Source organism: Pseudomonas sp. P1.31 (assembly GCF_001269815.1).
GTDB lineage: Bacteria > Pseudomonadota > Gammaproteobacteria > Pseudomonadales > Pseudomonadaceae > Aquipseudomonas > Aquipseudomonas rustica.
Genome location: NZ_LHVN01000007.1, coordinates 162104 through 174839, shown reverse-complemented (window position 1 = coordinate 174839; position 12736 = coordinate 162104). Strand labels below are relative to the sequence as shown.

The window sequence follows — 12736 nt, the reverse complement described above, 5'->3', positions numbered from 1 at the left end:
TTTTGTCTCGAAAATTCGGCTTGAGGCCATCATAGCTCAAGCGGGTTGTACGATCACTGTCAACGCGACCTCCTTGTAGGAGCTGCCGAAGGCTGCGATCTTTTGATTTTATGGATCAAGATCAAAAGATCGCAGCCTCCGGCAGCTCCTACAAGGGCTCCGGGGGGTCAGGCGGTGACGGGTTGCTCCACCAGATGGCCGCTGTCGATGCGTACATGTCTAGGGTGGAAGCGTTTCAAGCTGCTGCGGTGTCCGACGCTGACGATGCTCAACCCCGGCAATTGATCGATCAACGCCTGATACAACGTCGCCTCATCCTCTTCATCCATCGCCGATGTGGCTTCGTCCATGTACAGCCAATGCGGTGCGTAAAGCAGCGCGCGGGCGAAGGCCAGTCGTTGCTGCTCACCCGGCGACAGCATGCGCTGCCAGTGATTGGCTTCGTCCAGTCGCGCCACCAGATGTGGCAAGCGGCAGGTTTCCAGCACCTCGGCATAACGTTCAGGCGCGTAGGTCTCGCTCGGTTGTGGATAACTCAATGCTTCGCGCAACGTGCCGATTGGCAGATACGGTTTTTGCGGCAGGAACAGGTAACGCGCCGCCGGCAGACGAATGTTGCCGTGCCCCGCTGGCCACAAATGTCCCATCGCGCGCAGCAGTGTCGATTTACCACTGCCGGAACGCCCGCTCAGCATCACTCGATCACCCGGCTCAACGGTCATGTCGGCGCTGGTCAGCAGATGACGACCGTCGGCCAGATCCAGACCGAGGTTGTGCACCTTCAATTCGCTGCCCTGATTCTGCACATCGATCGCAGGCTTGCGCTCTTCGTTATCGGTCATCGCCTGACGGAAACTCAGCAGACGATCACACGTGGCGCGCCACGAAGCGAGGCTCTGATAGGCACTGATGAACCAGCTGAAACTCTCTTGCACGTTGCCGAACGCCGAGCTGATCTGCATCAGTTCACCGAGCTCGATCTTGCCGGCAAGGTAACGCGGCGACGCCACAATAAACGGGAAAATGATCGCCGCCTGGCTGTAACCGGCGGTGAAAAAGGTCAGGCGCTTGGACACTTTCATGATGTCCCAGAAGTTGTGCCAGACATTGCCGAAGCGGCCGCTCAAGCGACGATTTTCGTTCGGTTCGCCGTTGTACAACGCGATGCTTTCGGCGTTCTCACGAATCCGCACCATGGAAAAACGCAGGTCGGCTTCGAAGCGTTGTTGTTGGTTGTTCAGGCCGATCAAGCGACGACCGATCAAATGCGTCAGCCAACTGCCGACGATCGCGTAAACCAGCACGCACCAGAACATGTAGCCGGGAATGGTCACGCCATAGACTTCGATACTGCCCGAAACGCCCCACAAAATGATCGAGAACGACACCAGACTGACAATATTGCGCAGCAGGCCAATGCCCAGCTCGAGGGTGTTGGAGGTGAAATTATTAAGGTCTTCGGAAATCCGCTGATCCGGGTTGTCGGTATAACCGCCCTGCTCCAGCTGGTAGTAATTCTTGTCGGAAAGCCAACGCGAGAAATGCTTTTCGGTGAGCCAGGCCCGCCAGCGAATTGTCAGCATCTGCGTCAGATACAGCCGATACACCGCGCCGATAATCGCCACGGCGGCAATCCCGCAGAAATACAGAATCAACTGCCAAAACGCCGCCTCGTCTTTCTTTTGCAGCGCGTTGTAAAAGTCTTTGTACCAGGTGTTGAACCACACCGAGATGCCCACGCTAAGCAGCGAGAGCGCAATCACGGCAATCAACAGCGTCCAGGCCTTGCCCTTCTCTTCACTGCGCCAATACGGGGTGATGATCGCCCACACCTTGCGAAAAAACTGCCCGCGCACAGCATCGTTGACCGCGGAATATTCAGCGTTCTGATTCATGGAAAAGGCTCGATATAGAAAAGAACAGACACGCACCGATCATAGTTGATCGGTGCGTTTTATCGCGAGGGCTGGCGATAGTCGTTCAGCGCAGGTTCAGCGACGAACCGGGCGCTTCTGCAGTTTGCGCTGCAGGGTGCGGCGGTGCATGCCCAGGGCGCGGGCAGTGGCGGAGATGTTGCCTTCGTGTTCGGTGAGCACGCGCTGGATGTGTTCCCACTGCAGCCGGTCGACCGACATCGGGTTTTCCGGCACCAGACTGTCGAGGTCGGCGTGCTCGGAGAGCAGCGCGGCCAGCACGTCGTCGGCGTCGGCCGGTTTGCACAGGTAGTTGCAGGCGCCGCGTTTGATCGCTTCGACCGCGGTGGCAATGCTCGAATAACCGGTGAGGATCACCACGCGCATTTCCGGATCCAGCTCCAGCAGCTTGGGCAGCAGCACCAGACCGGAGTCGCCGTCCATTTTCAGGTCGAGCGCGGCGTAGTCCGGCAGATCGGCCTGGGCGATGGTCAGGCCTTCTTCGGCGGAACCGGCGGTGCTGACGCGAAAGCCACGGCGAGCCATGGCGCGGGCCATGACGCGGGTGAATGTTGCGTCGTCATCGACCAGCAGCAAATGCGGCAGTTCTTCGCCTTCGACTTGGATTTCGTCACTCATGTTGGTCTCCTCGGGCGCCGTGGGGCAGGCGCAGCTCGGTGAGCGTGCCGCCTTCCTCATGACTATAGAGTTTCACTGAGCCGCCGGCGCGTGTCACGCTGGCCTTGCTCAAAAACAGGCCCAGGCCGAAACCTTTGCCCTTGGTGGTAAAAAACGGTTTGCCAATCTGCTCGGCGATGGCCAGCGGCACACCGGCGCCGTGGTCACGAATGCTGATGGTGACGTCTTCGGCATCCCAATCCAGGGTTACCTGAAGGTTTTCCGGGCAGGCGTCGGCGGCGTTGTTCAGCAGATTGAGCAGCGCCTGGGTCAGATCCGGCGGCGGCGCCATGCGCGGCACCGTGCCTTGGCCGAGACGATGGAAACGATAGCTCGCCTCGGGACGCATCAAGTGCCAGCGATTAAGCGCCTCATCGAGCCAGTCGGTGACGTCCTGCATATCGATCGCCAGACGACGATTGGCTTCGGCGGCGCGCACCAGTTGCTGCAGGGTTTCCTTGCAGAGTTTGACCTGATCTTGCAGCACTTTCAGATCGTCCTGCAGCAGCGGATCGGGGTGATCCTGCTGCATCTCTTTGAGCAAAACACTCATGGTCGCCAGCGGCGTGCCGAGCTCATGGGCAGCGCCGGCGGCTTGCGTCGCAACGGCGAGCAACTGCTGATCGCGCAGGCCTTCTTCACGGCGAATCGCCCGCAACTCTTCCTGACGACGCAGCTCTTCGGCCATGCGCGCAGCGAAGAAGGTGATGACCGCAGCGGCGAGTGCGAAGCTCAGCCACATGCCGTAGACCTGCAGGTTTTCACGGGCGATCGGCAAGGTTTCCAGCGGATAGAACCGCGTCAGCATCACCGTGTACAAGGCCAGCGCGATACCCGACAGCACCACCGAATAACGCCATGGCAGCGTCACCGCAGCGATGGTCAGCGGCACCAGATAATAGGAAACGAACGGGTTGGTCGAACCGCCGGAGAAATACAGCAGCGCACTGTGGATCACCAGATCACAGGCCAGTTGCAGCGCGTATTCGAGCTCGGTCACCGGCCACGAGGTGCGCAGGCGCACGGCGGTGAACACGCAAAGTAGCGTCGAGCAGCCGAGGGTCATCGCCAGTTGCACCCACGGCAACGGCAACAGCTGCAGCCAATAAGCCAGGCCTACGGAGCCCGCCTGCGCGGCAAGCACCAAGGTGCGGATGAACGTCAACCGCCAGAGGTTCTGGCGAGTGGCGGAAGTCAGTTGTACGGGGGCGAGCATGAGCTCTCCTGATGAGCGCTCCAGGCGGATCGCACGGAGTATAACCAAGCCACGGGCTTGAGAGGCGAAAGTGCGGCAAACGACCACATGGCGATGATGGAGAATTCATCTGAGTTGAAGAAAATTCCAAGGGCTATCGGAGATCAATTGTGGCGAGGGGATTTATCCCCGCTGGGTGGCGAAGCCGCCCCAAATCATGCGACCTCATTCAACCAGACATATCGCATCAGCCGGATTTGCGACTGCTGCGCAGCCGAACGGGGATAAATCCCCTCGCCACAAAAGCTCTCTGAACTTGGGATCCGCGGTATCTGTATAGAAGTTGTAACTGGGCGAACCGGATCATAAAAGCTAGAGTCTGATGGTTTCACGCAGGCCCCCGAACCATCACCTGCGCCCTCATCAAGGAGCTTTCATGCACACATTTCGCCGCAGCGCCGCCCTTCTCGCCCTGACCGTCGGCAGCGTCGCCAGCCTCCCGGCCCTGGCCGCCGATGAGCTGCACTACAACCAGATCTCCCTGCGCGCCGAAGTCAGCACGGAAGTCGCCCGCGACCTGATGATCGTCACCCTCTACACCGAAGAACAAAACACCGACCCGGCCAAACTCGCCGCCGACATCAGCACCGCCATGAACAAGGCCCTCGGCCAGGCCAAACAAGTCAAAGACATCACCCTGCGCCAAGGCAGCCGCAACAGCTACCCGATCTACGACACCAAAGGCCAAAAGATCACCGGCTGGCGTGAACGCGCCGAACTGCGCCTGGAAAGCTCCGACTTCGCCGCCCTCTCCAAACTCACCGGCGAACTGCTGGGCGACCTGAAAATGGGCGGCATGGACTTCGCTATCGCCGACCCGACCCGCAAGGCCAGCGAAGACAAACTCCTAAAAGAAGCTGTCACCGCCTTCAAAAACCGCGCCCAACTGGCCACCGATGCACTCGGCGGCAAGGGCTACAAAATCGTCAACCTGAACCTCAACAGCAACGGTTATCCACAACCGTACCTGCGCGCACCGATGATGATGAAAGCGGCGGCAATGGATGCGGCGCCGGTGACGCCGGAAGTTGAAGCGGGCACAAGCCAGGTCAGCATGACGGCGGATGGCTCGATTGAAGTGTTGATGCAGTGATTTGATTTTGGGCTGAATGAAAAACCGGCGATCAGCAGTGATTGCCGGTTTTTTTATGAATCAAAAACAAACCCTCACCCTAACCCTCTCCCAGAGGGAAGGGGACTGATCGGGGAGTATGGGCGAGGTACACCGACGTGAGATATCGAGCCGAACAAAGATTTTGAGAAGCCCACCATCGGCCCCCTCTCCCTCGGGAGAGGGCTGGGGTGAGGGGCGAATCCAACGAAGATCAAAAGATCGCAGCCTTCGGCAGCTCCTACATGAAATCGCGGCGATCCACGCCAACCACTAGGCCGAGTGTCAGCTCGCCTGCTTTTGATTTTGATCTTAGAGCCCGTCGGGAGGCTGAGCGGGAGGGATTCATACGGGGAAAGCATCGAGAGGAGGTGCAGCGAAGCAAACCGTAGGCGATGCCCCCGGATGAACCCGGAGCGAAGGAACCCGAGCCTTAGCGAGGGCCGGACGTCAGGGCACAGACCTTTGGTTCCTTTGGGGCGTTTGCCAAAGGGACTCGCCGTAAGGGCGAAACCGCCAGCCGCAACACCCAAAAAAACGGATATTCACCCAAGGCGCTACCAAAAGAAGCACCCCAGTTGCACCCAGTACAACCTCCAAAAAAATCCACAACCCAACCCCCACCAAGCCCACACCCAAACCTCAGAAAAATCCTACAAAAACCAACAGTATAAATAAGTAACACCCAGCCCCACCCCGGCGCACACAACGTGACCAACGCACCGTTTTGGGGCTCCATTTGCACCGTAAAAAACCCGCGCAAACGGTCAAATGCGTCAAAACTTACACAGATGCGACATTAAGGTACGTACGTGCCACCGTTTAACGCTCGCACACACTCTGGATCTTGCAATGGGTATGGCCCCTGCATAAGTATCCGCAGGCACGACTCACGAGGTCGTACCTCACTACTAAAAAATGACAACAAATCATGAGGCCAACATGCTTAAACACGCGGTCATTCCGTTTCTAGTCGGCGCAGGCTTGTTAGCCTCCGCACCTTTCGCATCCGCTGCGACTAACCTGGTGTTCTGCTCCGAAGGCAGCCCGGCCGGTTTCGACCCGGGCCAGTACACCACCGGAACCGACTTCGACGCCTCAGCTGAAACCATGTTCAACCGTCTGACCCAGTTCGAACGCGGCGGCACCGCTGTGATTCCTGGTCTGGCGACCAAGTGGGACATCTCCGACGATGGCCTGACTTACACCTTCCACCTGCGTGAAGGCGTCAAGTTCCACACGACCCCGTATTTCACGCCGACTCGTGAGTTCAACGCCGACGACGTGCTGTTCACCTTTAATCGCATGATTAACAAGGATGACCCGTTCCGTAAGGCGTACCCGACCGAATTCCCGTACTTCACCGACATGGGGATGGACACCAACATCACCAAGATCGATAAAGTCGACGACCACACCGTCAAGTTCACCCTGAAAGAAGTCGACGCCGCGTTCATCCAGAACATGGCCATGAGCTTCGCGTCGGTGCAGTCCGCCGAGTACGCTGCCCAGCTGCTCAAGGAAGGCAAAGCCGCCGACATCAACCAGAAGCCGATCGGCACTGGCCCGTTCGTGTTCAAGAGCTACCAGAAAGACTCCAACATCCGCTACACCGGGAACAAGGACTACTGGAAGCCTGAAGACGTGAAGATCGACAACCTGATCTTCGCCATCACCACCGACCCGTCGGTACGTATTCAGAAGCTGAAAAAGAACGAGTGCCAGGTCACCCTGTTCCCGCGTCCGGCCGACCTGAAAGCGCTGAAAGAAGATCCAGCACTGAAGATGCCTGACCAGGCGGGTTTCAACCTGGGTTACATCGCCTACAACGTGATGGACAAGGTCAAAGGCAGCAACGAAGCAAACCCGCTGGCTGACCTGCGCGTGCGTCAGGCGCTGGACATGGCTGTGAACAAGCCACAGATCATCGATTCGGTTTATCAGGGCGCAGGCCAACTGGCCGTTAACGCCATGCCGCCGACCCAGTGGTCTTACGACACCACCATCAAAGATGCCAAGTACGATCCTGAGAAAGCCAAACAGCTGCTCAAGGAAGCCGGCGTCAAGGAAGGTACCGAGATCGTTCTGTGGGCGATGCCGGTTCAGCGTCCATACAACCCGAACGCTAAACTGATGGCCGAAATGCTCCAGTCCGACTGGGCCAAGATCGGCTTGAAAGTGAAGATCACCAGCTACGAGTGGGGCGAGTACATCAAGCGCTCCAAAGGTGGCGAGAACCAGGCCATGATCATTGGCTGGAGCGGTGACAATGGTGATCCGGACAACTGGCTGAACGTGCTGTTCGGCTGCGACTCGCTCAGCGGCAACAACTTCTCCAAGTGGTGCGACAAGAAGTTCGACGGCCTCGTCAAAGAAGCCAAGCGCACAACCGACCAAGGTAAGCGCACCGAACTGTACAAAGAGGCACAACACGTCCTCAAAGATGCAGTCCCAATGACACCTATCGCTCACTCGACGGTGTACCAACCCATGCGCGCCAACGTGCAGGACTTCAAGATCAGCCCATTCGGCTTGAATTCCTTCTACGGCGTCAGCGTCAGCAAATAAGGCACTGCAGCGGCGACGTTTATGACGTCGCCGCTGTTTTACCTGCCGGGAAGTTAGGAATTTGCCTACAGCCGATTCCGCTGCAGACACCTGCAGTGGCGAGGCCGCGTTGCCTTTTCCTACGAGGTTTTCAGGCTTTTACGCATTTACTGCCAGGCCCACGGCTAATACCGTCGGGTTCTGACCAGTTTCTGTGTGGGCCACCGGTTTGCCGTACGTATTGGATTGAGCTCAATGCGACCACAACGTTTCAGGACGAGACGCGGCGCATTGCACAACACTAAAAAAGAGGGAGCGTCATGCGCCATACCTTGGTTTTTTCCGCATTGCTGGGCGCCGGCCTGATGGCCGCCACGTCCGCGAGTTTCGCCGCCAGCAAAAGTCTGGTGTTCTGCTCTGAAGGCAGCCCTGCGGGTTTCGATACCGCGCAATACACCACGGCCACCGATAACGATGCCGCCGAACCGATCTACAACCGTCTGGTCGAGTTCGAAAAAGGCGCGACCAATGTCGTACCGGGTCTGGCCACCAAGTGGGACATTTCCGAGGATGGTCTCAAGTACACGTTTCACTTACGTGAAGGTGTGAAATTTCATACAACGCCGTACTTCAAGCCGACCCGCGACTTCAATGCCGACGACGTGCTGTTCACGTTTAATCGCATGCTTGATCCACAGCAGCCATTCCGTAAGGCTTATCCGACCGAGTTCCCGTATTTCAACGGGATGAGCCTGAACAAGAACATCGCCAAGGTCGAGAAGACCGGGCCGCTGACCGTGGAGTTCACGCTCAACAGCGTCGACGCCGCGTTCATCCAGAACCTCGCCATGAGCTTCGCCGCCGTTCTGTCCGCCGAATACGCCGACAAACTGCTGGCCGACGGCAAACCGAGCGACATCAACCAGAAGCCGATCGGCACCGGGCCGTTCGTGTTCAAGAGCTATCAGAAAGACTCGAACATCCGCTTCACCGGCAACAAGCAGTACTGGGATCCGAGCCGGGTCAGACTCGACAACCTGATTTTCGCGATCAACACCGACGCCTCCGTGCGCGTGCAGAAGCTCAAGGCTGACGAGTGCCAGATCACCCTGCATCCGCGTCCGGCCGATGTCGATGCGCTGAAGAACGATCCGAAACTGCAACTGATCTCCAAACCGGGTTTCAACCTCGGTTACATCGCCTACAACGTCCGCCACAAGCCGTTCGATCAGCTCGAAGTGCGTCAGGCATTGGACATGGCGGTGAATAAACAAGGGATTCTCAACGCTGTTTATCAAGGCGCCGGCCAATTGGCCGTCAACGCCATGCCACCCACCCAGTGGTCTTACGACGACAGCATCAAAGACGCCGCCTACAACCCGGAAAAAGCCAAAGAGCTGCTCAAGGCTGCGGGCGTCAAGGAAGGCACCGAAATTACCCTGTGGGCGATGCCGGTGCAGCGTCCGTACAACCCGAACGCCAAACTGATGGCCGAAATGCTCCAGGCTGACTGGGCCAAGATCGGTCTGAAAGTGAAGATCGTCAGTTACGAATGGGGCGAGTACATCAAGCGCACCAAGAATGGCGAGCACGATATCAGCCTGATCGGCTGGACCGGCGACAACGGTGATCCCGACAACTGGCTCGGCACGCTGTACAGCTGCGACGCCATTGGCGGCAACAACTACTCCATGTGGTGCGATCCGGCGTACGACAAGCTGATCAAACAGGCCAAGGTCGTCACCGACCGCGACCAGCGCACCGTTCTCTATAAACAGGCTCAGCAGTTGCTGAAACAGCAAGTGCCGATCACGCCTGTCGCCCACTCGACGGTCAACCAGCCGCTGAGCACGAAAATCGAAGGGTTCAAGGTGAGCCCCTTCGGACGCAACGTTTTCTCGGGTGTGAGCATCGATTAACCCAACCGATTAGCCGCAACGCTGAGGGGCCCGTCTAGCCCCTCACGCAAGCGCTTTGCCGAAATTCGCCAATCAGGCATTTGGCAAACGTTTGCGATGTGTGAATGAGTTCTAAACCAATAACCGGCCAACCCAAAAAAGCCGGCATAAAAAGAAAGTAAAGGAGCTTCACCCATGAAACTGAGCAGCACCGCGATACTGGCCTTGGCCATAAGCAGCATCACCGCAACCGCTTATGCGGAAACCCAGAGCCAGGCGTTCACGCCGGTGACGATCAACGACAAGAGCGCCCAGGCGGAAGCCACCGGTTTCGTCGAAGGTCAATCGATCAGCGGTTCGACCCGTAACTGGTACGCCAACGAGCAACTGAAGCGTGGCGCCAAGTTCGCCTATAAAAAGGACGGTCAACTGGCTGAGACCGACCGCCGGATCAACTGGGTTCAGGGCACCATCGTCAAGTACAACTCGGGCTTCACTGAGGGTACTGTCGGTTTCAGCACTGAAATCGCGGCCTACAACGCCCTCGCGCTGGAGCGTGATCGCGAGAACCTGGCCTCCGGTAATGGCGGCGCGCCGAAAACCGGCCCGGCCTCCGGTAACAACCGTACCCTGACCCACAAAGACAACGGCGACGCCGTTGATCAGTGGAGCAAACTGGGCCTGGCCAACATCAAGGCGCGTGTTTCCAACACCACCCTGACCGCCGGCCGCATGAACTTCAGCAGCCCGCAAGTCGACGTGATCGGTAACCGTGCCCTGCCTTCGAGCTTCGAAGGTGTCGCGATCCACAGCGAAGAATTCAACAACCTGGCGTTCGACGTGGCGACCTTCGACCGCGTCTCGCCACGTTCGGAGCAGAGCCTGCAAAAATTCCGCACCGAGTACGGTAACGGCCGGATGGAATCCGATCACGTCAACACCGCCGGTATTTCCTACCAGCCATTCGCCAGCCTGACCACCAGCCTCTGGGGCACGCAGGCCGAAGACATCTGGAACCAGTACTACTTCGGCGCCACGCACGTATTGGGCGACAGCTCGGTACTGAGTCTGACCACCGGCCTGAACTACTACAAAACCGTCGACGAAGGCAAAAAGCTGCTGGGCGAAATCGACAACGACACCTACTCGCTGTCGTTCGGCCTGACTCACCTGGCCCACACCCTGACCTTCTCGTATCAGGAAGTGAACGGTAACGAGTACTTCGACTACCTGCACGAAACCAACGGCATCTACCTGGCCAACTCCCTGCTGTCCGACTTCAACGGCCCGAACGAGAAATCCTTCCAGATTTCCTACGGCATCAACATGGCCGAATACGGCGTGCCAGGCCTGAAGTTCAACATCTACCAGGCGCGCGGCTGGGGCATCGACGGCACTCACTATAAGGGTGGCGGCTACGACGGCGTGCAGGCGATGGACGGCGAAACCCACTATGAATACGGCATCGGTGCAACCTATGCGGTACAGAGCGGCCCGCTCAAAGCCACCACGGTTCGCGGCACTTACACCGCTCACCGTGCCAGCGAAAACCAGGCTGACGGCAGCATCAACGAGTTCCGTCTGGTGACCACCATTCCGTTCAACATTCTGTAAAACGCCTGCCGACGGCTGACTCATGATGAGTCGGCCGTTCGGCTTTTTGTCTTCAACCGATTGCAGAGGGTTATCGATGAAAATGCTTCCCCTACGTGCGGCCATCGCGGCTGCGTTGCTGAGTGTCGCTGTTGGCGTCTCGGCCAAGCCCTTGGTCGTCTGCACCGAAGCCAGCCCGGAAGGCTTCGATATGGTTCAGTACACAACTGCAGTCACGGCAGACGCTGTGGCCGAAACCATCTTCAACCGCCTGGCCGATTTCAAACCCGGCAGCACTGAAGTGATCCCGGCACTCGCCGAATCCTGGGACATCAGCGAAGACGGTCTGACGTACACCTTCCATCTGCGCAAAGGCGTCAAATTTCACACCACCGAATACTTCAAGCCGACCCGCGACATGAACGCCGACGATGTGGTCTGGAGCTTCCAGCGTCAGCTGGATCCGAATCACCCGTGGCACAAACTGTCGAGCGTGGGCTTCCCGTACTTTGAAAGCATGGGCTTCAAAGAACTGCTCAAAAGCGTAGAAAAAGTCGACGACAACACGGTCAAGTTCACCCTGACCCGCCGCGAAGCGCCATTCCTGGCCGACATCGCGATGGCGTTCTCCTCGATCTACCCGGCCGAATACGCCGACCAGTTGCTCAAGGCCAACAAGACCGGCGACCTGAACAGCAAGCCGATCGGCACCGGCCCGTTCATCTTCCAGCGTTACGCCAAAGATGCGCAGGTTCGTTTCAAGGCCAACCCGGACTACTTCCGTGGCAAGCCACCAGCCGAAGCGCTGATTCTGGCGATCGCCACTGACAACAACGTGCGCCTGCAGAAGCTCAAGGCCAATGAGTGCCAAGTCGCGCTGTATCCGAAGCCGGATGACATCCCGAGCATCAAGAAAGACAGCAACCTGAAAGTCGAAGAACTCGACGCGATGACCGTCTCGTACATCGCCATGAACACCACGCACAAATACATGAGCGACGTGCGCGTGCGTAAGGCCATCGACATCGCCTTCGACAAGGAAGCCTACGTCAACGCGCTGTTCGGCAAGGGCAACGCCTCGGTCGCGGTCAACCCGTACCCGCCGACCTTGCTCGGCTACAACCACGACCTGAAAAACCCGCCTCGCGACCTCGACAAGGCCCGCGCCCTGCTCAAGGAAGCCGGAGTACCGGAAGGCACCGTGTTTACCCTGTTTACCCGTAACGGCGGCGGCCCGACCAACCCGAACCCGATGCTCGGCGCGCAAATGATGCAGGCTGACCTGGCGAAAGTCGGGATCAAAATCGACATCCGTGTGATGGAATGGGGCGAAATGCTTAAACGCGCCAAGAACGGCGAGCACGACATGGTGTCTGCCGGATGGGCGGGTGACAACGGCGACCCGGATAACTTCCTGACGCCTATGCTCAGTTGTGAAGCGGCCAAGAACGGCGAAAACTATGCACGTTGGTGCAACGAGAAATTCCAGGCACTGCTGGATGAAGCACGGGCTAAAGTAGATCCGGCCGAACGCGCCGCGCTCTACGAACAGGCGCAAGTGCTGTTTAATCAGGATCAGCCATGGATCAGCATGGCCCACACCAGGATGTTCACGGCAATGCGCAACAACGTAGAGGGTTATCAAATCAGCCCTCTCACAACCAATAACTTCGCCACCACCCAGGTGAAGTAGATAAGAAACTCCCCGCGTCCCTGACCCCAGGGACGCCGGGCACGCCTA

The 12736-nt window shown here is 58.1% G+C and carries 8 protein-coding genes; 5 read left to right on the top strand and 3 right to left on the bottom strand.

Annotated features, from left to right (window positions below; genetic code table 11):
- Positions 1 to 167: 167 nt before the first annotated feature.
- The 3 genes from AD669_RS04000 to AD669_RS03990 form a co-directional block, all read right to left on the bottom strand.
- A complete protein-coding gene (locus tag AD669_RS04000) occupies positions 168 to 1895 on the bottom strand; it encodes an ABC transporter ATP-binding protein/permease (RefSeq protein ID WP_053117074.1) in 1728 nt (575 codons plus the stop codon).
- A gap of 96 nt (positions 1896 to 1991) precedes the next feature.
- Positions 1992 to 2552, bottom strand: coding sequence for a response regulator transcription factor (locus AD669_RS03995; RefSeq protein ID WP_003221630.1), 561 nt, complete (start codon positions 2550 to 2552; stop codon positions 1992 to 1994).
- Positions 2545 to 3807 carry an ATP-binding protein gene (locus AD669_RS03990; RefSeq protein ID WP_053117073.1) on the bottom strand — a complete coding sequence of 421 codons (1263 nt, stop codon included), beginning with the start codon at positions 3805 to 3807 and terminating at the stop codon, positions 2545 to 2547. The genes AD669_RS03995 and AD669_RS03990 overlap by 8 nt, the downstream gene beginning before the upstream one ends.
- Before the next feature lie 415 nt (positions 3808 to 4222).
- Between AD669_RS03990 and AD669_RS03985 the strand changes: the two genes are divergently transcribed.
- The 5 genes from AD669_RS03985 to AD669_RS03965 all read left to right on the top strand — a co-directional run bounded on the left by AD669_RS03985 (position 4223) and on the right by AD669_RS03965 (position 12688).
- Positions 4223 to 4939 carry an SIMPL domain-containing protein gene (locus tag AD669_RS03985; protein WP_053117072.1) on the top strand — a complete coding sequence of 239 codons (717 nt, stop codon included), beginning with the start codon at positions 4223 to 4225 and terminating at the stop codon, positions 4937 to 4939.
- 960 nt (positions 4940 to 5899) lie between these two features.
- Positions 5900 to 7525, top strand: coding sequence for an ABC transporter substrate-binding protein (locus AD669_RS03980; protein WP_053117071.1), 1626 nt, complete (start codon positions 5900 to 5902; stop codon positions 7523 to 7525).
- 299 nt (positions 7526 to 7824) lie between these two features.
- Complete coding sequence (locus tag AD669_RS03975) at positions 7825 to 9423, top strand: ABC transporter substrate-binding protein (protein ID WP_053117070.1); 1599 nt, start codon at positions 7825 to 7827, stop codon at positions 9421 to 9423.
- A gap of 174 nt (positions 9424 to 9597) precedes the next feature.
- Complete coding sequence (locus tag AD669_RS03970; RefSeq protein ID WP_053117069.1) at positions 9598 to 11016, top strand: OprD family porin; 1419 nt, start codon at positions 9598 to 9600, stop codon at positions 11014 to 11016.
- Positions 11017 to 11092: 76 nt separating this feature from the next.
- Positions 11093 to 12688 carry an ABC transporter substrate-binding protein gene (locus tag AD669_RS03965; protein WP_053117068.1) on the top strand — a complete coding sequence of 532 codons (1596 nt, stop codon included), beginning with the start codon at positions 11093 to 11095 and terminating at the stop codon, positions 12686 to 12688.
- Positions 12689 to 12736: the final 48 nt, after the last annotated feature.

Coding starts and splice junctions, on each gene's coding strand:
- AD669_RS03990 (WP_053117073.1), bottom strand. CDS start 3,807: ATGCTCGCCCCCGTACAACTGACTTCCGCCACTCGCCAGAACCTCTGG.
- AD669_RS03995 (WP_003221630.1), bottom strand. CDS start 2,552: ATGAGTGACGAAATCCAAGTCGAAGGCGAAGAACTGCCGCATTTGCTG.
- AD669_RS03980 (WP_053117071.1), top strand. CDS start 5,900: ATGCTTAAACACGCGGTCATTCCGTTTCTAGTCGGCGCAGGCTTGTTA.
- AD669_RS04000 (WP_053117074.1), bottom strand. CDS start 1,895: ATGAATCAGAACGCTGAATATTCCGCGGTCAACGATGCTGTGCGCGGG.
- AD669_RS03965 (WP_053117068.1), top strand. CDS start 11,093: ATGAAAATGCTTCCCCTACGTGCGGCCATCGCGGCTGCGTTGCTGAGT.
- AD669_RS03970 (WP_053117069.1), top strand. CDS start 9,598: ATGAAACTGAGCAGCACCGCGATACTGGCCTTGGCCATAAGCAGCATC.
- AD669_RS03975 (WP_053117070.1), top strand. CDS start 7,825: ATGCGCCATACCTTGGTTTTTTCCGCATTGCTGGGCGCCGGCCTGATG.
- AD669_RS03985 (WP_053117072.1), top strand. CDS start 4,223: ATGCACACATTTCGCCGCAGCGCCGCCCTTCTCGCCCTGACCGTCGGC.